Genomic DNA, 18,742 nt, shown 5'->3' with positions numbered 1-18,742 from the left:
GGTGAACTTAACCCTGGCGAGTTGCTCCTCAGCAGAGCTCGATTCCGTTTCAGTTCAAAACAAATTTCAAATCAAAAAACTATATTTACAAACTGTCGAAAAAGCCGACCACTTTCAACATTTATCGAATATTTTGTTGTTTCGACAAAGGACATTTAGTGGTTTTGTTTAACGGATTTCAGAAAAAAACTCAAAAGACACCTAAAAGGGAAATTGACTTGGCTTTGAAATTAAAAGAGCAATATTTTAATTCAAAAATGAAAAAGGAATGAGCAAAGAAAACATCAAAAATGCTAAAAACTTTGACGAGTTATTAGACATTAAATACGGAAAAATAGGTTCAGAGAAACGGGATAACTTCGAAAAGAAGGCCCAGTATTTTGTAATTAGCGAAATGCTGAAAGAAGCACGAAAAGAAGCAAATATGACCCAGGAACAACTTGCCGAAAAGGTAGGAACCAAAAAGAGTTATATTTCTAGATTAGAAAATGGAAAGTGCGACATTCAACTTTCCACACTATACAGAATTTTTGAATTTGGACTTGGAAAACGAGTAAACTTATTGATCGGCTAATAATGCCTACTACCTAAAGGAGTAACTGTTGCATAAACTCCTTTCTCTACCAAGTTTCTCACAAAAACCAAAGATTCAATTTCAAAAAAGTCCGTTAAAGCCAAACCGTTTGCTCCGCGGTTCACGTAGCTGTCTTTTTCTCTGGGCTGCCGCTGCACTCGGGGCTAGGAAATACGTTACTAACGTTTAGTGGAAAAAACGTATATTCGTAAGAGACAAAAAGCGAAACGAGTGTCTAATGTAACAATTGAAGATGCTCGTAATTTTTTATATAATCTATTGTTAATAAACAATTTACGGTTTTTTTTTGAGGATTAAGAAAGAGAGTGGGACTTTGCAAATTGTTGAGTTAGCAGCTACCCTATGACAACCGTCAAATCGATAAACTAATTATGTTTGATAGTATATTTCAAATAATTGAAAAGAGCATAAAACTCTCTAATAAAGACAAGGAATTGTGTGAACAATTTTTTGAACCAGTTATCTTTCCTAAAAACAGAGTTATAGAACAAGAAGGTAAAATACCTAGATATCTCTATTTTATTAACAACGGTTTCCTTCGGTTATTTTATTACAATGAAATTGGTGAAGAAGTCACGACACATTTAAATTGTCCACCAGGGTTTATAACATCATATCACAGTTTTAACAATCAAGAGAAATCAATTAACAATTTAGAATGTATTACTGAGTGCGAATTGTTGCGAATTTCTAAAGGTAATTTGGATTTGCTTTTGCAACAAAGTGAAGCCTTTAAGGATTTTAGTATTTGGGTTTTTCAACAATCTCTTGCATACAATGAAAACCGTTCAATAGAGTTAGCCACACTCACAGCAGAGGAACGTTATTTGAAATTAATAAAAAACTATCCCGAAATACTACATAATGTTCCATTACAATACATAGCCTCATTTTTGGGAATGAACCCAAAAAGTTTGAGTAGAATACGTAACCAAACAATTAGGTAACATTTGCGAAGTGTTTTGAGAAGGTCAATGTCAAACTTTGTACCGTGATTTAAAAAATAAAGAAATGGAACAAAAAAATTTGGCATTAGTTACTGGTGCAAATGGTCATCTTGGTAATAACTTAGTAAGGTTGCTTATTGAAAAGGGCATTCCAGTAAGGGCTTCTGTTCGTAACATCAAAAATAAAGAGCCTTTTGCAGGCTTGAATTGTGAAGTGGTGCAGGCGGACATAACAAATAAATACTCGTTAATCAATGCTTTGCAAGGAGTTGATACCTTTTATGCTGTTGGAGCAGTTTTCAAACTTTGGGCAAAAGACCCGAAGAGAGAAATCTACGATACAAATATTTTGGGGACAAAGCATGCTATTGAAGCAGCAGCAGCAGCAGGCGTAAAACGAATTGTTTATGTAAGTTCTATTGCAGCCTTAGATTATTCGAAACTTCCTGCAAAAGAAAGCAATGGAAGCAACCCTGACAGAAGAAATTGGTATTATAACTCAAAAAATGATGGAGAAAAATTGGCTTTTGAATTGGCCAAAAAGCATAACATTGAATTAGTTGCGGTGCTGCCTTCTGCAATGATTGGAAGTGTGGCATTTCCCCCTTTAAGTACTTCCTACAATATTTTGAAACTTATTTTGGATAAGCAAGTACCTGTTGAAACAAAAATTACCCTAAACTGGATAGATGTTACTGATGTTGCAAAAGGTTGTTATTTAGCGGCCACAAAGGGAAGGAACGGAGAAAGATACATTTTGGCAAATGAAAAATGTCTCTCATTAAAAGAAACGACTAAAATTGCACAGGAACTTTTCCCCGAATTGAAAATTAAATTACCTAGTCCAGTTCCTAAAACAATATTATTTGCAGTTGCTTGGTTTATGGAATTGGGTAGTAGAATTACAGGAGAAGCACCATTACTTTCTACCAAAGACATTGCCATGTTTTCAGGCTTGCAACAAGACTTTGACATTTCAAAAGCAAAAACAGAATTAGGATTTAATCCCAAAAACACGAAACAAGCAGTAATTGACGCATTGACATATTTACAAAACAATAGGATGCGTTTGTAGAGGAGAAGGGCAGCTGGTGTCAGGCGTAACCGTTGCACAACACCAGCTAGGAACCTCCTTTCCGCTATCCCTAAACACTTTGAAGAACCGTACCCAAATTACTCAAAATTCAATGACGTTTTAAAAACACTTGATTTTTCCGCACAAATCTGCCTTTAATCAGCCATTTACATGTTTTCTGATAGCAATTTTAAATCGAAATATCTTTTAAATATTACCCGTGGTGATAGGGTTCGTTGCGCAAAATAGTAAAGCCACGATACAGTTGTTCAACCACAAATAAGCGAATCATCTGATGGGAAAACGTCATCGCAGAGAGCGAAATTTTTGCATTTGAGCGCTCATAAACTGCTTCTGAAAAGCCGTACGGACCGCCAATAACGAAAATCAGATTCTTAACGCCCGAGTTCATGCGCTGTTGCAAGTAATCGGCAAACGCCTCGCTGCTAAACGATTTGCCTCGCTCGTCGAGTAAAACCAGAAAATCGGTGTTGGCCACCTTAGCTAAAAGGAGCTGTCCTTCCTTTTCTTTTTGCTGCGCTTCCGATAAATTCTTTACGTTTTTAATATCTGCTAGAAAATCGATCTCAAACTTTATGTAATGTTTAAGTCGATTTACAAACCTGTCGGTCAGCGCTTCCAGTTGCTTATCGTCGGTTTTTCCAACGGCCATTAATTTTAGCGTCATAAAACTTGAGCTTATTGCTTACTTTCGTTGCAAAAGTAACCGATGATTCGCATAACCGACGATTTAGGAACAGAAATTAGCTTAGCTCAAGTACCTCAGAGCGTTATTTCGCTCGTTCCTTCGATCACAAAGACGATCTGCGATTTAGGTGGTGAAGATCAGCTGGTAGGTGTCACGAAATTTTGCGTGCATCCGGCGCATATTCGGCATAAAGCACAGAAAATCGGCGGAACCAAAAATGTAAAAATCAGTAAAATTGCGGCATTGAATCCGGATTTGATTATTGCCAATAAGGAAGAAAATACGCGTGACGACGTGCTGGAGCTCCAAAAAATCGCACCGGTTTTTGTGACTGACATAAAAAATATAGCCGATAGTTTTCGAATGATTGAACAGTTTGGCATTTTGCTCGGAAAGCGCGTGGAAGCCACAAAATGGCTGGGTGAAATTAAGCAGCGGCTCGAACTTTTTAAGCAACGCGATTTCACTGAAAAACCTAAAGTTTTGTATTTAATTTGGAAAACTCCTTGGATGAGTGTGGGCGGCGATACGTACATACATGAAATGTTAGACCTTGCTGGATTTACCAATGTTTGTGCGCAGTTAACACGTTATCCGGAAATATTGATGCCTATGGTACGTCAAGATTATGATCCCGATTTTGTTTTTTTGTCGTCGGAGCCGTATCCGTTTTCTGATGCCGATGCGTTTGAAGTAGGTCGGTTTACACATCACGCCAAAACCGTTTTTGTTGACGGCGAAGCTTTTTCGTGGTTCGGAACGGGTTTGCACACGGCATTGGCGTATTTTGAATTGTTACAAGAGAAAATCAACGGCTAATGTTGGCGTACACTACTTACGGGTCGGATACCAGCGCTCCCTGGATTACATTCATTCACGGCGCTGGCGGAAGCTCGGCAATTTGGTACAAACAGCTGCGTTATTTTGCGCCGAAGTATCGGATTTTATTGATCGATTTACGCGGACACGGCGCGTCGGCCAAACAAGCCGTTTCCGAGAAACCCTACACTTTTGTAGATATTACTGTTGAAATTATCGAAGTGTTAGATCATCTGAAGATTCAGAAATCACATTTTGTAGGAATTTCATTGGGGTCGATTCTTATTTTCAAATTGGCGCAACTGCGTCCAAATTTATGCGATAAATTGGTGCCTGGCGGCGCTATTTTACAACTTAACTTTCGTGCACAAGTTCTGATGAATTTGGGAAAAGTTTTGAAGAATGCTGTTCCGTATTTATGGCTGTATATTTTTTTCGCGTGGATTATCATGCCGAAGAAGAATCATGCTCCTTCCCGGCGTTTGTTCATCCGAGAAGCCAAACGTTTACGCGAAGGCGAGTTTATTCGCTGGTACAAACTTACTTTGAATGTGAATGCCGAATTGCGTCTTTTGCGCGAAACACAGCTGCAAGCGCAGGCACTTTTCATCAGCGGCAGCGAAGATTTTATGTTTTTACCCAGCGTTCGAGCCACGGTTCAGCAACAAAAGAGCGCTAAACTGGCTGTAATTCCCAAGTGCGGACATGTGGTGAATGTCGAACAATCCGACATTTTTAACCAACTTGTCGAGTCGTTTCTAAAAGAAGAATAGAAGAAATTACTGTCTTAAGTATTGAAAATGAGGTGTTTTTGTTTGTCGTTTTCACTTGAGTATGCACAAAAAAAAGAGGTGATACGAATACCACCTCTCCTTTGCTAACTAACCAAACCAATGTATGTATTTCTACAGTACAAAGATGCTTAGTAATTCACATTCAATGTGTTAATGCTGTGTTATTAATTTGTTATTGCTGTCACAAAACTTTAGCCTGATTTTCCGTTAAATTAATCTTGCATAGCAAACACTTGTTTAAGTAATGGCGTTGTTCGTGCTTGCAGGTTGCTTCGAATTTCTTGTTCTTCTACGGCAATCATTTTAAAAACGCCTTCTAGTGCTTTGTTTGTCACGTAATCGGTAAGGTCTGGGTTTACTTTGCTGACAAGCGGAACCGCATTGTATTTTGAGATAATTTCTTTCCACACTTTATCAGCTCCAACTTTACTGAGCGATTGCTTTACCACTGGATTGAATTTTCCGTACAGCGGTGTTGTGGTTGTTTGTTGCAAGTATTGTGTTGCCGCGGTTTTGCTACCTAAAAGTATGTTTTTGGCATCATTGAAGCTAAGTTTTTGAACTGCGTCAACAAAAACGGGCGTCGCTTCTTTTACAGCCGATTCAGCAGCGCGATTCAGTACACGCAACCCGTCGTCGGCTAATGAATTTAAGCCGATTTTACGTAGCGTGGCATCTACTTTTTTAAGCTCGTCGGGCAACATAATTTTTACGGCCTGGTTTTTAAAAAAGCCATCGGTTGCCGTAAGCTTTTGAACTTGTTTATCAATGCCAAATTGCAGTGCTTGTCGCAGTCCGGCCGCAATATCAGGGTTGGCCATTCCACCGTATTCCGATGCGATTTTTTGCATTTCGGCGCAGGAACTTAGAACAAGAACGAGTAAAATTAGACTTAGTTTTTTCATAGATTCAATTTTGCAGCAATTTACATTGTTTGTTTGAGCTCGAACTACTTTGATGGCGCTCTAAAAGGTAAATGAGTTCGCGCTTTTACAGCTGTAAATTTTACGATCATATCAAAACAATGCTAATTGAAAAGCAATATTACAACGAAAAAACGGCGCCGACGTTAATCGAACTAAAACTGTTGAATAAATCTATTTCGCTAGTTTTGAAGACTTTTGTAATTGCAAGTTGTTCTTGGTAATCGATTAAAACGGAAATGTTGTCACTTACGGCGAATTTGTACCCAATTCCTAAGCTAATACCTGCTTGAACCTTTCTAACGGGTTCCGAATCCAATAATTCCTGTCCATTAAAAGTCGATTCGGTATTAACTAAATATCCAAAATTTGGTCCAAAGTTTAGGTTCCAGCCACGGTTTCCGCCAAAATGCCAGTTCATATTTAATGGAATAGTCAAAAAGCTATGTTTATCTTTAAAGGCATCAACCGTTGCACCCATGGTTTGGTAAAAAATACCACTTCTTAAACTCCAGCGATCGTCAAAATAGTAATCGGCATGGGCACCTACATTAATGCTATTTATGTTGCCGAAGGGGTCGCCATCATTACCGTAATAGTTAGCCCATGAGTACCCGAGGACGGGAACTACCTCAAAAGTACCTGCTTCTCTAATTTGTCCGTGGATAAAATTCAAAGACAGTAACGCGAAAAATGTCCAAGTAAATCTAGTCATTGCTTTTTTTCGCAAAGCTATGAATATTTTGATTTATGGAGTTAATCTATCTTTGAGAACTCTTTGGCGTTTACGCAAACGATTTCTTTGCAAAAAGTGGTAAATTGCGCCACCAAAAAAAGGGCTCTTCAAGCATGGAACAACAAGTACCGTATCAACCAAAACACAAAGTAAGAATTGTAACCGCTGCATCGCTGTTTGACGGACACGATGCTGCCATAAACATCATGCGCCGTATCATTCAGGCAACGGGTGTTGAGGTAATTCACCTTGGTCACGACCGTTCGGTGGAAGAAGTAGTGAACACCGCCATTCAAGAGGATGCTAACGCAATCGCAATGACCTCGTATCAAGGCGGTCATAATGAGTATTTTAAATACATGTACGACTTGCTTCAAGAGAAAGGTGCGGGTCATATCAAAATATTTGGTGGTGGTGGTGGTGTTATTCTGCCGTCGGAAATTGCCGAACTCCACGACTACGGTATTACGCGAATTTACTCGCCAGACGACGGTCGCGCTATGGGACTTCAAGGTATGATTAACGATTTGGTGCAACGTTCCGACTTTCCTATCGGCGATAAACTCAATGGTGAATTGAAAGATTTACCAGCTAAAAAAACAACTGCTGTTGCCCGTCTGATCTCAGCAGCGGAGAATTTTCCAGAAACAGCTGCAACAGCCTTGTCAGAAATTCGCGAACAAAATAAAACATCGAAAGTTCCCGTCTTGGGAATCACCGGAACGGGCGGAGCCGGAAAGTCGTCTTTGGTCGATGAACTGGTACGCCGTTTTCTGGTCGATTTTAAAGATAAAGCGCTGGGAATCATTTCGGTTGATCCAAGTAAAAGAAAAACCGGCGGTGCGCTGCTCGGCGATCGTATTCGAATGAATGCCATCAATTCGCCGCGCGTTTACATGCGTTCTCTTGCCACACGTCAATCGAATCTAGCGTTATCCAAGTACGTAGCCGAAGCCATCGAAGTATTAAAAGCGGCAAACTACGATTTGATTATCCTCGAAACCAGCGGCATCGGCCAATCGGATACCGAAATTATGGATCATTCCGATGTGTCGCTATATGTTATGACACCTGAATTTGGTGCTGCGACACAGCTCGAGAAAATCGATATGCTCGATTTCGCAGACTTGGTTGCGCTCAATAAATTCGATAAACGCGGAGCACTCGATGCCTTGCGCGATGTGAAAAAGCAGTACCAACGCAATCACAATTTATGGGATAAAAATCCGGACGACATGCCTGTTTTTGGCACGATTGCCTCGCAATTTAACGACCCAGGAATGAACGCCTTGTACAAAGCGATTATGGATAAGCTGCATGAAAAAACTGCCGCTTCGCTGGAATCAAGCTTTGAGATTACGAGAGAAATGAGCGAGAAAATTTACGTTATTCCGCCACACAGAACACGTTATTTAAGTGAAATTGCCGAGAATAACCGCAAATACGACGAGCGTAGCTTACTACAATCGGAGTTGGCGCAAAAACTATACGGCATCTTCAAAACCATAGAAACCGTTGCGCACAAGCAACCTAAACTAGAGAAAAACGGTCTGGAAGTTATAACGTCCAGTTCCGAAAATGCCGAATTATTAGATTTATTGTACAAAGAATTCGATCGAGTGAAAATGCTTTTGGAAGGTAAAAACTGGGAGCTCATTCGCGATTGGGAACACGTACAGGCGCAGTACAAAAATCCGGTGTATTCGTTTAAGGTGCGCGACAAACAAATAAACATTGCTACGCATACTGAGTCGTTAAGCCATACGCAAATACCTAAAGTGGCTTTGCCGAAGTACGAAGCTTGGGGCGATGTGTTGCGTTGGCAATTGCAAGAAAACGTTCCTGGAAAGTTTCCGTTTACCTCGGGTTTATATCCGTTTAAGCGCGAAGGCGAAGATCCGTCGCGGATGTTTGCTGGCGAAGGCGGTCCTGAACGTACCAACAAGCGTTTTCATTACGTATCTGCAGGTATGCCAGCCAAACGTTTATCAACAGCTTTCGACAGTGTTACTTTATACGGAAACGACCCGGATTTGCGTCCGGATATTTACGGAAAAATTGGCAACGCCGGAGTTTCTATTTGCTGTCTAGACGACGCTAAAAAATTATACAGCGGATTCAATTTGGTGCATCCGTTAACGTCGGTGAGTATGACCATCAATGGTCCGGCTCCGATGTTGTTGGGTTATTTTATGAATGCCGCGATCGATCAGCAATGCGAGTTGTATATCAAAGAACACGGATTAGAAGCTGAGGTTGAAGCAAAAATTGCAGCGATTTACAGAGAATCGGGTTGTGTACGTCCGCGTTACCAAGGAACTCTGCCGGAAGGTAACGATGGTTTAGGTTTGATGCTGCTCGGTGTAACAGGCGATCAGGTATTGCCTGCCAACGTGTACGAAGAAATTAAAGCCAAAACCTTGATGCAAGTTCGCGGAACGGTTCAGGCAGATATTCTGAAAGAAGATCAGGCACAAAACACTTGTATTTTTTCAACGGAGTTCGCGCTCCGATTAATGGGCGATGTGCAGTCGTATTTCATACAGAAATCGGTTCGTAACTTTTATTCGGTTTCGATTTCTGGTTATCATATTGCCGAAGCAGGTGCCAACCCCATCACGCAGTTGGCGTTTACGCTCGCAAATGGTTTCACTTACGTGGAATACTATTTGAGTCGTGGAATGGACATAAACGATTTTGGGCCAAACTTATCGTTCTTTTTCAGCAACGGTATCGATCCGGAATATGCGGTAATTGGACGTGTTGCGCGCCGTTTGTGGGCAAAAGCACTACGCGACAAGTACGGTGCTAACGAACGTTCGCAAATGCTGAAGTATCATATCCAAACCTCGGGTCGTTCGTTACATGCGCAGGAAATTGATTTTAACGACATCCGAACCACTTTACAAGCGCTGTACGCGATTTACGACAATTGTAACTCATTGCATACGAATGCGTATGATGAAGCGATTACAACGCCGACTGAAGAATCGGTTCGTCGAGCTATGGCGATACAATTGATTATCAATAAGGAATTAGGTTTAGCGAAAAATGAGAATCCGATTCAAGGTTCGTTTATTATCGAAGAATTAACGGATTTAGTCGAAGAAGCTGTTTTGCAAGAATTCGACCGTATTACCGAGCGTGGCGGAGTTTTAGGTGCTATGGAAACCATGTATCAACGCGGAAAAATACAGGAAGAAAGTTTGTATTACGAGACCTTGAAGCACACAGGAGAATTCCCGATTATTGGCGTGAATACGTTTTTGAGTTCGAAAGGTTCGCCTACGGTTATTCCAGCGGAAGTAATACGAGCTACCGAAGAAGAAAAAGCGTACCAGATTCACATGTTAGGAGAACTGCACAAGCGTTATCAGGTTCAGGTTTCAGAAGTCTTAGAACGTGTACAACAAGCAGCAATTAACAACCGAAATATTTTTGAGGAATTGATGGAAGCTACGAAGTATTGCTCGTTGGGACAAATTACTTCGGCACTTTTTGAAGTAGGCGGACAGTACCGAAGAAATATGTAAATCTTCGCAAAAGGGATAGCGCGTGATAGCCCGCAGCTTGGCGTCCCAACGGGCGGCGAGTACGGATTGTAAGCTGCGCTCGATTACAAATCTGTGTCAGATCGCCATGTGTGCTTTTTTTGTATTGGTCGGATTTGGAGTCGTATTTTTTTAGCACAATCTCCGCAAAAGGGATAGCGCGTGATAGCCCGCAGCTTGGCGTCCCAACGGGCGACAAGCGAGGACTATTAGCAATAGCCCGACCCGCCACAGACTTTTTGTTTAAACGTGAGTTCGATATAAAAATTAAAGTTAGAAATCATTTAAATAGTTGATTACAAGGCGTATTTTCTTTGGGATACCGAGGTATCTCAAAAAAATACAACGCGGTAAGCGACTGTTTAAATGGTTAGCTTTAAAAAATGCTGTGGCAAATTTTTCGTAGTCTATCTAAAAACCACATTTTAAGCGTTCTAAAGTAGATTTTTATGTCGAACGCACGTTTTTAAGCACTTTGTGGCGGGATTTGCCCAAAAAAGAAGAAAAATACTAGTCGAATTACAACATCTTGAAGTATTTTTGCGCCGTGAAAAAGTGTGCGTGTATTCTCGGTATTTTGTTCCTGCTCAAGCCGGTTTTTCCACTTTTTACGTATATTTTAAATTACCAGTATATCGTCGAAAATCTATGTGTCAACCGAGAGAAACCGCAGTTGTCTTGTAATGGTAAATGTCATCTTGCCAAAGAAATCGCTAAAGAAGTTGACAGCGAGCAGTCAAGCAACGATTCTTCAAAAAAAGAAAGTAAAGGATTTTTCGAAACCTTGTATTATTTGCCAGCAATTACCTCGGCCGAATACAACACTTTTTGTAACAAATTACCCCAAAAGATTTACTTAAATTTCGAACTAAAGCCACTTCCGGGTTACTATAATATTATTCAGCCTCCTCCCAACGTTTAAGATTTCATTTCGGTTTATTTGAAGTTGAACTTTATTCTGTAAGGTTCAGCCCGCTGTTGTATGCGCGTTGCTACAACTAAACTTTTTTTTAAAAATCATAAAATATTTAAAATGAAATCTTTACATAAATTTCGCGTAGCCACGGGCTTCGCAATACTAGCATTATTATTATCATGTTCTTCTGATGATGAGGCGATTACTGGCCAAGGCAAACTAAATTTAGAATTCGATCAGGTCTTTGGTGGTGCGGATTTAATTCTGCGCACGCAGGCAAATGCATTATCGAATGGGGAAATTTTAAAAGTAGACGAACTAAAGTACATTGTAAGTAATATCCGTCTTACAAAATCGGATGGAACGGTTTTTACTTATCCAAAATCTGCTTCTTATTTTATTGTTGACGAAAGTGATGTACAAACGCAGCTACTGACTCTTGACGGTGTTCCTGCAGGCGATTACGTTTCGGTAACTTTTGGTATTGGAGTTGATCAAGAGCAGTTTAACCTTGGAGCTGCGGGTCAGGGCAATTTTTTAGCACTTGCCGAAGCGGAAAGCATGATGTGGAGCTGGTCGGCGGGCTATAAGTTTGTTTTGTTTGAAGGTACTTTTACCACGCCAACGCAAACTGATGCGCAGACCTTTATGGTTCATACCGGTCGAACTGGTATTGCTTATAATTATACTGAAGTTACGTTAGCATTGCCCCAAGCGGCTACTGTTCGTAAATCTGTGACTCCACAAATTCACATTTTTGCCGACGCTAAAGATATCTTAGATGGCCAAAACAAAGTTAGTTTGGAAGCAAACAGTATGATGGGAATGGGCGCTATGATTATGGGAGGCGCGATTCTAGGTGATATTACTTCTAATGTTTCGCAAGCTTTTGAAGTAGATCATGTTCACAACGACTAATCCCAAATTATCTCGCCGTTTGTTTGCGCAAGCGGCGAGATTTTTTCTGTTACTTGTTGCCGTAACGAGCAGCAGTTGTAATGCAGACGAGGAACAATATTCCGATATTGATCTAAGCTTCAGGAAGCCTGAAAATTTTCCGAATCCTAGGTACAATTATGAGGCAAATAAAGTAACACGTGCCGGATTTGAGTTAGGCAAGAAATTGTTTTACGACGGTCGTTTATCTTCGGATGGTGTTGTTTCTTGCGGATTTTGCCATGAACAAGCATTTGCTTTTACTCATCACGGACATAGTGTTAGCCATGGTGTTAACGAGCAATTAGGAACGCGGAACAGCATGCCCATTCAAAACTTGGGATTTTATGATAGTTTTATGTGGGACGGTGCCGTTGATCACCTCGACCTAATAGCAGTTGTTGCTTTAACATCCGAAATTGAGATGAACGGCAATTTTCAGCAAATGTTGTCACTTTTTGGAACCGATCCGGAGTACAAACGTTTATTTGAACAGGCGTTTCCTAACGAGCAGATTTCAACTGAAAACATGCTCTTGGCATTGGGCCAGTTTATGTCGCTTATGGTTTCTTCAAACAGCAAATTCGATAAGTGGCAACGTGCCGAAGACGGTGTTACACTAACTGCAGAGGAGGAATCCGGTTACGAAGTATTTCAGCAGAAATGTGCCTCGTGTCATGCCGGGAACTTGTTTACCGACCAATCGTTTCGCAACAACGGACTAGCGATTAATCCGTTTGTGAACGATTTAGGAAAGTATCGAACAACCCAAATAGAAACCGATAAGTACAAGTTTAAGGTTCCGAGCTTGCGAAATGTGTTGAAAAGCGCCCCGTATATGCACGATGGCAGGTTTCGAACACTTGACGCTGTGCTTGATCATTACACTTCCGGAATTCAACAAACGCAGAATATCGATCCAAGTTTAATCAACGGAATACAACTTTCAGAAACAGAGAAAGTACAAATAAAAGCTTTCTTAAACACTTTAACGGATGAAGAATTTCTTAATGACAGCAGGTTTGCGCCGTTTTAAACGAGCTGGTTACTTGCTATTTTTGTTCTGTAGCGCCTGGGGTTTTGCACTAGGCCCGATCGACAGTGTTAGTACGTTTTCAGAGTCAATTCGTTTTAATCGCTTGCTGTGCGACGCCTGTGGTTGTTCGGCAAGTGGCGGCAGTATGGGTTTTTCTACTGTGGGAGAAAACTCGTTTTTAGGCGTTCGCAGCATGTATCAGCGGTATGAAAGTAACGATCGATTGTACACCAATTCGCCCTGGCGATTAGAGCAGTTTAGAACGTACCAGATTTGGACGCGTTTTCGCGTGACTTCTAAACTAGAACTAACTGCACAAATTCCGTGGCAGCACCACAACCGAGAAACCGCCGCAGGAGTACAAACCCGCACAGGTTTGGGAGATGTAAGCTTTAATGCTTTATATAAACTTTTTTCTTCGGAGAACGAAGCCAAAACTAAATCGCATCGTTTTCACGGCGGCTTGGGAATCAAGTTGCCTACAGGCGAATTTGATCAAGCGAACAGCAACACGGTTAATCCGGCTTTTCAGTTGGGAACGGGTAGTTTTGATTTCACTATTCTCGGAGAATATGTATTCGAGTATCAAAAGAACGGTATCAATGTAATGACCTCGTATTTAATTAAAACGGAAAACGAACGCCGATATCGATTTGGAAATCAAACCAATTTGGCGGCTATAGCTTATCGCAAAATAACTATTTCGCATTGGCAAATGTTACCGCAAGTGGGCGTGGCTGCTGAATTTTTTGAGTCGAATTACAGTCGCCGTTCGCGTGTAGATGATACCTCCGGCCGGGTTGTTTTTGCGCGAGCCGGATTCGACGTTTCCCGAAAATGGATTAATGCAGGCTTTTCGGCCATGTTACCTGTCGCGCAGGACTTAAATAATGGGAAGGTGCGGGCACACGAACGTTTGAGTGTACATTTGAATTTTATTCTTTAAACCTAAGTTCTATTCTAAAATTGAAGTCAGAGAGCATTGAAATGACTGATTATGAATCGGATTGTTGTATCTCAAAAAATCTAGCGTTGCAAGCAGTCGTTTGTAGGATTAGCAGGTTTAAAAAAATCTGATTGTTAACTTTATTACAAGTAATGGTCTGACGATGATTTTTAATTAATCTCAGGTTTTAAGGAAAGTCTTTGGTAATCAGAAACAAGAATTCGCAGTTGCTTTTTCCCGATGTAAAAGTGACTGCGAAGTTTTGTTACATCAGTATTTCTTCTCATTTTTGTGATGCTGTAAAAGCAATCCACAGAAAGGGCGATTAGCTCAGCTGGTTCAGAGCACTACCTCGACAAGGTAGGGGTCACTGGTTCGAACCCAGTATCGCCCACTTTTTTCAATCGCTAAAGCTTCCTTAACGGGAGCTTTTTTCGTTTTTACTGCTGCAAATCTCTAAAACTTATCGATAGGGAAGTAGCCTAAAATAAGTTCATCTGCTGGCGAATCGGTGGGTGTGATGTCGATCGTAAAATCTGGATACAGCGCTTTTAGATGTTCGTTAACCTGGAAAACTTCGTCGATGTCGAGTGCATATTTGTCGTCTACATGAGCAGGTGCACCTTTTGCATTGTAATCCGTAAAGAAGAGGTCTTTTTTAACCAGTGCCGTTGCCTCCGCTAACGATTTTGCTACAACTATTTTCAAATCGTGAAATTCGGTAAAGACACCGGGTTTGTATCCTCCTAAATTAAAAACAAATAATTTTAAATCGGTTGTGGCTGGTTGAGTACTTACTTTAATGGAAAATCCAGAAACAACACCCATTTTAAGATAGCCATCTACATGGAGTGATTTTCCCGCTTCTGGCCAATGATTTTTTATCGCGTTTTTTAAATCTTGCGGTTTTTCTGCGATTCCAAAAAATAGATCGTGTTGTTCAATAAGCCGACCTTTCGGTGTTCCGCCAAGCAAAAAGAGGTATATATTGGGGTATTTCATAGTAAAACTTTGAAAAAGTACGCCAAAGTATAATAAATGGTTTGATTTTTGGTTAGGTATTTTTAAATCAAAAAACGAAAATTATGAAAAAATTACTTTTTACCCTGAGTGTACTCACCGCGGCACTGTTTTCTAGCTGTGAGGGCGATCCAGGTCCACAAGGACCTCCAGGAACAAATATTGAAAGCGAAGTTTTCGAAGTAACGGGAACTTTTACACCAGCAAACGAATATCGGGTATTTTACGATTTAAATCCAGCGATTTTTGCTTCCGATAATGTGTTGGTATATGAGCTTTCGGGTGTTGAGAATGGTCTAGATGTATGGAAACTCCTACCGCAAGTATACACTTTTTCCGACGGTGGAATCATGCAATTCAATTACGATTTTACCCGAGAAGATTTCAGTATTTTCGTAGACGCTAATTTCAACTTATCCACAATCTCAAATACATGGTTTGATAATCGCGTATTTCGAATCGTAATTATTCCGGGCTTTTTCAGCAGAGGTGTAGCAAGACCTGATCATAATAATTACTACGAAACCATCGCAGGATACGGTATCAACGATCAAAACGTAACCATACTTCCACAGAAACAACGCTAAAAACAACATACATTTTTAAGAATCCGCTTTCGAGCGGATTTTTTTTGCAATAAGAAATTGTAAATTTTTTAGGGGTGTAAATGCGAAAAAATAAAATTCGCTTATATTTGCCACATAAAAATAGGGGGTATCCTCAAAAAAACAATTAAATTTATGTCAACACTACGTTTTCGTGCCTTACAAGAGGCGTCTTCGCGCAAACCGGTAAAATTTGAAGAAACCGACAGAAAATCTGTTTTATTCGGATTAAATGTTTTCAATCAGCGTGCTATGAAGCAGTTTTTAACGCCTGATGCTTACAAAGGTGTACAAGATGCCATTCAGCACGGAACTAAAATTGACCGTAAACTGGCCGATTACATTGCCATGGGCATGAAAGAATGGGCTTTAACTAAAGGTGTAACACACTACACACACTGGTTTCAACCTTTAACGGGCGCGACAGCTGAAAAGCACGATGCGTTTTTCGAAACTTCGTACGATGGTTCAGATCCGTTAGAGAAATTTGGCGGCGGACAATTAGTACAACAAGAACCAGACGCCTCGAGTTTCCCGAACGGAGGTATCCGAAATACATTTGAAGCACGTGGCTATACGGCTTGGGATCCAACTTCTCCTGCATTCATTTTTGGAACTACTTTGTGTATTCCAACGGTGTTTATTTCTTACACCGGCGAAGCACTCGATTATAAAACGCCACTGTTGCGTGCATTAAATGCTGTTGACGAAGCAGCGACCGATGTATGTAAGTACTTCGATAAAAATGTAAAGAAAGTAACTGCCACTTTAGGATGGGAACAAGAGTACTTTTTGGTAGATACCGCTTTAGCTAACTCGCGTCCGGATATATTAATGACGGGTCGCACGTTGCTCGGACATACTTCAGCAAAAGGGCAACAATTAGAAGATCACTACTTTGGATCAATTCCGTCACGAGCATTGAATTTTATGCGCGAATTAGAACAAGAGTGCATGCTTTTGGGAATTCCAGTAAAAACTCGTCATAACGAAGTAGCGCCAAATCAGTTTGAAGTAGCACCGATTTTTGAAGAAACAAACTTAGCTGTTGATCACAACTCTCTTTTGATGGATGTGATGCAAAAAGTAGGTGAGCGTCACGATTTTAAAGTACTTTTCCACGAAAAGCCTTTTAAAGGTGTAAACGGTTCCGGGAAGCACAACAACTGGTCGATGGCAACCGATACCGGCGTAAACTTATTATCGCCCGGAAAAACGCCTATGAGCAACTTACAGTTCTTGTCGTTTTTCATCAATACCATCGTTGCAGTAAACAAATACGAAGAGTTATTGCGTGCGAGTATTGCAACAGCAAGTAACGACCACCGTTTAGGAGCTAACGAAGCACCGCCTGCAATTATTTCCGTATTTATTGGTCAGCAGCTTACCAAGGTTTTGGCCGAGTTGGAAGGCGTTTCGGATGGCAAACTTTCGCCGGAAGAAAAAACCGATTTGAAACTGAACGTTGTTGGAAAAATTCCAGATGTATTGCTCGACAACACCGACCGTAACCGTACGTCGCCGTTTGCCTTCACAGGAAACAAATTCGAATTTAGAGCGGTAGGTTCGTCGGCAAACTGTGCCAATGCCATGACTACGCTTAACGCAATCGTAGCCAAGCAATTGCGCGATTTCAAGAAAGAAGTAGATGCACTAATCGATGGCAAAGGTTTAAAGAAAGACGAAGCTATTTTCAACGTTTTGCGCGAATACATCAAAGGTTCGAAAAACATTTTGTTTGAAGGCGATGGCTACAGCGATGCCTGGGAACAAGAAGCGGCAAAACGCAAGTTGAGCAATCACAAGACTACGCCAAAAGCTCTGAAAGCAAAAGTAAGCAAAGCGGCTTTGGATTTGTTTTCTGAACTGAACATCATGAATCATGTTGAGGTAGAGGCACGTTACGAAATTGAGCTAGAAGAATACACGAAAAAGATTCAAATTGAAGGCCGTGTATTGGGCGATATTGCTCGTAATCACGTGATTCCAACGGCAATTCGTTATCAAAATACACTGATCGAAAACGTAAAAGGTTTGAAAGAAATTTTCGGAGCCGATTACGAAAACATTGCCCGTGAGCAAATTGCGTTGATTAAAGAAATAAGCGGTCACATAGCAGGCATTAACGCCAATGTAGAGCAAATGACCGAAGCACGTAAGCGCGCAAATGCCCTAACTGATGCGCAGGCTATGGCAGAGGCGTACTGCGACGAGGTAAAACCTTATTTTGATGTTATTCGCGAGCACTGCGACAAACTCGAGTTGTTGGTAGACGACGAAAGTTGGACACTCACCAAATACCGAGAGTTGTTGTTTACTCGCTAGTCATACTGGGAACTAATCTTTATAAAGCTGCTTGATTATTCGAGCAGCTTTTTTTTTGCAGCCTTTTCTTTTTTTGGGCGCGCCGGCAAACGAGTCGTCGCTGCGCAAAAGAGGTTCACGCCGTCACGTGTTCCGCTGTATCTTTTTGGCAAACGTTCGGTGGAAATTAAAATCGCCAAAAAGTATGCCGCTGCACCCGTTCGCGCGGAAAAGTTGCGCAAGGGAAAAATAGAAAAAATAGAAAAAAGTGAAAAAAGTGAAAAAAGCGAAAAAGAAATAACGGTAAGAAGTAAAATCTACCTATTGGATATCATTAATCCTTTGTGAACTCTGTGCCTATGTGGTCCACCCGAATAGCAACGAAGAAACGCGGAAAGCTAAAAAAGTGAATTCCCAAAGCTAGCGGAAGGGAAAAATTTTCTCTTTGCGAACTTTGCGTAAATCTTCGCGTTCTTTGCGGTTAAGCATTCAACAAGCTTTGGAGCCGATGGAGCACAATGTTCTACGAATTTTTTCACAATGTACACCATGTTTGCCTTCGACCCGCTCACGTACCAGCTTTTTTAGCGCACAGAAAACACTGAACCTCACAGAATTTTGCGCAATAGGGTACCGGTGAGGAAAACACAGAACGTGTCAATCCACAAAAAATCGTACCAGCCTTCGACAGGCTCAGGCTCCGACGATACGTGGGCTCGGGCGGGCAAAACGATACGTTTAGTGGTGAACGTCGCGTAGTCTAGCTTCTCGCTTCTCGCTTCTATCTTCTAAAAAAGCCTTCGACAAGCTCAGGCACCCACGATACGCGG

General features: G+C 41.0%; 18 protein-coding genes and 1 tRNA gene. 15 read left to right on the top strand and 4 right to left on the bottom strand.

The annotated features are described in order from the left end of the window. The first annotated feature begins 41 nt into the window (after positions 1 to 41). The 4 genes from Q0064_RS13120 to Q0064_RS13105 all read left to right on the top strand — a co-directional run bounded on the left by Q0064_RS13120 (position 42) and on the right by Q0064_RS13105 (position 2,617). Positions 42 to 272: a type II toxin-antitoxin system RelE/ParE family toxin gene (locus tag Q0064_RS13120; RefSeq protein WP_366095298.1), complete on the top strand. Its 231-nt coding sequence runs from the start codon at positions 42 to 44 to the stop codon at positions 270 to 272. Further along, complete coding sequence (locus tag Q0064_RS13115) at positions 269 to 574, top strand: helix-turn-helix transcriptional regulator (protein ID WP_298148669.1); 306 nt, start codon at positions 269 to 271, stop codon at positions 572 to 574. The genes Q0064_RS13120 and Q0064_RS13115 overlap by 4 nt, the downstream gene beginning before the upstream one ends. A 392-nt stretch (positions 575 to 966) precedes the next feature. Then, positions 967 to 1,542 (top strand): Crp/Fnr family transcriptional regulator, encoded by a 576-nt coding sequence (locus Q0064_RS13110; protein WP_298148668.1) that lies wholly within the window; start codon positions 967 to 969, stop codon positions 1,540 to 1,542. 37 nt (positions 1,543 to 1,579) lie between these two features. Continuing rightward, positions 1,580 to 2,617, top strand: a complete 1,038-nt coding sequence (locus Q0064_RS13105) for an NAD-dependent epimerase/dehydratase family protein (RefSeq protein WP_298148667.1) — start codon at positions 1,580 to 1,582, stop codon at positions 2,615 to 2,617. 214 nt (positions 2,618 to 2,831) lie between these two features. Here Q0064_RS13105 and rlmH read toward each other — a convergent pair whose 3' ends face one another. Further along, on the bottom strand, positions 2,832 to 3,305 hold the full coding sequence (gene rlmH / locus Q0064_RS13100) for a 23S rRNA (pseudouridine(1915)-N(3))-methyltransferase RlmH (protein ID WP_298148666.1): 474 nt from the start codon (positions 3,303 to 3,305) through the stop codon (positions 2,832 to 2,834). 42 nt (positions 3,306 to 3,347) lie between these two features. Between rlmH and Q0064_RS13095 the strand changes: the two genes are divergently transcribed. Then, on the top strand, positions 3,348 to 4,145 hold the full coding sequence (locus tag Q0064_RS13095) for a helical backbone metal receptor (RefSeq protein ID WP_298148665.1): 798 nt from the start codon (positions 3,348 to 3,350) through the stop codon (positions 4,143 to 4,145). Beyond that, positions 4,145 to 4,918: an alpha/beta hydrolase gene (locus tag Q0064_RS13090; protein ID WP_298148664.1), complete on the top strand. Its 774-nt coding sequence runs from the start codon at positions 4,145 to 4,147 to the stop codon at positions 4,916 to 4,918. The genes Q0064_RS13095 and Q0064_RS13090 overlap by 1 nt, the downstream gene beginning before the upstream one ends. Before the next feature lie 233 nt (positions 4,919 to 5,151). Here Q0064_RS13090 and Q0064_RS13085 read toward each other — a convergent pair whose 3' ends face one another. Together Q0064_RS13085 and Q0064_RS13080 are read right to left on the bottom strand one after the other, a co-directional pair. Then, positions 5,152 to 5,844 (bottom strand): DUF4197 domain-containing protein, encoded by a 693-nt coding sequence (locus Q0064_RS13085; RefSeq protein ID WP_298148663.1) that lies wholly within the window; start codon positions 5,842 to 5,844, stop codon positions 5,152 to 5,154. Positions 5,845 to 5,983: 139 nt separating this feature from the next. Beyond that, positions 5,984 to 6,577, bottom strand: a complete 594-nt coding sequence (locus Q0064_RS13080; protein WP_298148662.1) for an outer membrane beta-barrel protein — start codon at positions 6,575 to 6,577, stop codon at positions 5,984 to 5,986. Between the two features lie 134 nt (positions 6,578 to 6,711). Here Q0064_RS13080 and Q0064_RS13075 point away from each other — a divergent pair, with 134 nt between their 5' ends. The 6 genes from Q0064_RS13075 (at position 6,712) to Q0064_RS13050 (ending at position 14,377) form a co-directional block, all read left to right on the top strand. Beyond that, complete coding sequence (locus Q0064_RS13075; RefSeq protein WP_298148661.1) at positions 6,712 to 10,131, top strand: methylmalonyl-CoA mutase family protein; 3,420 nt, start codon at positions 6,712 to 6,714, stop codon at positions 10,129 to 10,131. 547 nt (positions 10,132 to 10,678) lie between these two features. Then, complete coding sequence (locus tag Q0064_RS13070) at positions 10,679 to 11,071, top strand: hypothetical protein (protein ID WP_298148660.1); 393 nt, start codon at positions 10,679 to 10,681, stop codon at positions 11,069 to 11,071. Between the two features lie 111 nt (positions 11,072 to 11,182). Further along, on the top strand, positions 11,183 to 11,983 hold the full coding sequence (locus tag Q0064_RS13065; RefSeq protein WP_298148659.1) for an MbnP family protein: 801 nt from the start codon (positions 11,183 to 11,185) through the stop codon (positions 11,981 to 11,983). Then, entirely contained in the window at positions 11,967 to 13,037 is a 1,071-nt protein-coding gene (locus Q0064_RS13060; RefSeq protein WP_298148658.1) for a cytochrome c peroxidase, read from the top strand. Before Q0064_RS13065 ends, Q0064_RS13060 begins: the two co-directional genes overlap by 17 nt. Continuing rightward, positions 12,997 to 13,983 carry a transporter gene (locus Q0064_RS13055; protein WP_298148657.1) on the top strand — a complete coding sequence of 329 codons (987 nt, stop codon included), beginning with the start codon at positions 12,997 to 12,999 and terminating at the stop codon, positions 13,981 to 13,983. Before Q0064_RS13060 ends, Q0064_RS13055 begins: the two co-directional genes overlap by 41 nt. A 319-nt stretch (positions 13,984 to 14,302) precedes the next feature. Further along, positions 14,303 to 14,377 (top strand) — tRNA-Val (locus tag Q0064_RS13050). Positions 14,378 to 14,439: 62 nt separating this feature from the next. On the opposite strand, the gene Q0064_RS13045 is transcribed toward Q0064_RS13050, so the two are convergent. Next, positions 14,440 to 14,985, bottom strand: coding sequence for a DUF1543 domain-containing protein (locus tag Q0064_RS13045; protein ID WP_298148656.1), 546 nt, complete (start codon positions 14,983 to 14,985; stop codon positions 14,440 to 14,442). Positions 14,986 to 15,068: 83 nt separating this feature from the next. On the opposite strand from Q0064_RS13045, the gene Q0064_RS13040 reads away from it, so the two are divergent. The 3 genes from Q0064_RS13040 (at position 15,069) to Q0064_RS13030 (ending at position 18,260) form a co-directional block, all read left to right on the top strand. After that, on the top strand, positions 15,069 to 15,590 hold the full coding sequence (locus Q0064_RS13040; RefSeq protein ID WP_298148655.1) for a hypothetical protein: 522 nt from the start codon (positions 15,069 to 15,071) through the stop codon (positions 15,588 to 15,590). 153 nt (positions 15,591 to 15,743) lie between these two features. Next, a complete protein-coding gene (locus Q0064_RS13035; protein ID WP_298148654.1) occupies positions 15,744 to 17,933 on the top strand; it encodes a glutamine synthetase III in 2,190 nt (729 codons plus the stop codon). A 159-nt stretch (positions 17,934 to 18,092) separates the two neighbouring features. Next, positions 18,093 to 18,260: a hypothetical protein gene (locus Q0064_RS13030; protein ID WP_298148653.1), complete on the top strand. Its 168-nt coding sequence runs from the start codon at positions 18,093 to 18,095 to the stop codon at positions 18,258 to 18,260. Positions 18,261 to 18,742 lie beyond the last annotated feature (482 nt).

Source organism: Flavobacterium sp. (assembly GCF_027490375.1).
Taxonomy (GTDB): domain Bacteria; phylum Bacteroidota; class Bacteroidia; order Flavobacteriales; family Flavobacteriaceae; genus Flavobacterium.
The sequence above is the reverse complement of the archived record's forward strand: the minus strand, read 5'-3'. Positions and strand labels throughout refer to the sequence as shown.

What these genes read in the sequence shown, in the direction of transcription:
- Q0064_RS13115 (WP_298148669.1), top strand. Translation starts at nt 269, where the DNA reads ATGAGCAAAGAAAACATCAAAAATGCTAAAAACTTTGACGAGTTATTA.
- Q0064_RS13110 (WP_298148668.1), top strand. Translation starts at nt 967, where the DNA reads ATGTTTGATAGTATATTTCAAATAATTGAAAAGAGCATAAAACTCTCT.
- rlmH (WP_298148666.1), bottom strand. Translation starts at nt 3,305, where the DNA reads ATGACGCTAAAATTAATGGCCGTTGGAAAAACCGACGATAAGCAACTG.
- Q0064_RS13095 (WP_298148665.1), top strand. Translation starts at nt 3,348, where the DNA reads ATGATTCGCATAACCGACGATTTAGGAACAGAAATTAGCTTAGCTCAA.
- Q0064_RS13090 (WP_298148664.1), top strand. Translation starts at nt 4,145, where the DNA reads ATGTTGGCGTACACTACTTACGGGTCGGATACCAGCGCTCCCTGGATT.
- Q0064_RS13085 (WP_298148663.1), bottom strand. Translation starts at nt 5,844, where the DNA reads ATGAAAAAACTAAGTCTAATTTTACTCGTTCTTGTTCTAAGTTCCTGC.
- Q0064_RS13080 (WP_298148662.1), bottom strand. Translation starts at nt 6,577, where the DNA reads ATGACTAGATTTACTTGGACATTTTTCGCGTTACTGTCTTTGAATTTT.
- Q0064_RS13075 (WP_298148661.1), top strand. Translation starts at nt 6,712, where the DNA reads ATGGAACAACAAGTACCGTATCAACCAAAACACAAAGTAAGAATTGTA.
- Q0064_RS13065 (WP_298148659.1), top strand. Translation starts at nt 11,183, where the DNA reads ATGAAATCTTTACATAAATTTCGCGTAGCCACGGGCTTCGCAATACTA.
- Q0064_RS13060 (WP_298148658.1), top strand. Translation starts at nt 11,967, where the DNA reads ATGTTCACAACGACTAATCCCAAATTATCTCGCCGTTTGTTTGCGCAA.
- Q0064_RS13055 (WP_298148657.1), top strand. Translation starts at nt 12,997, where the DNA reads ATGAAGAATTTCTTAATGACAGCAGGTTTGCGCCGTTTTAAACGAGCT.
- Q0064_RS13045 (WP_298148656.1), bottom strand. Translation starts at nt 14,985, where the DNA reads ATGAAATACCCCAATATATACCTCTTTTTGCTTGGCGGAACACCGAAA.
- Q0064_RS13040 (WP_298148655.1), top strand. Translation starts at nt 15,069, where the DNA reads ATGAAAAAATTACTTTTTACCCTGAGTGTACTCACCGCGGCACTGTTT.
- Q0064_RS13035 (WP_298148654.1), top strand. Translation starts at nt 15,744, where the DNA reads ATGTCAACACTACGTTTTCGTGCCTTACAAGAGGCGTCTTCGCGCAAA.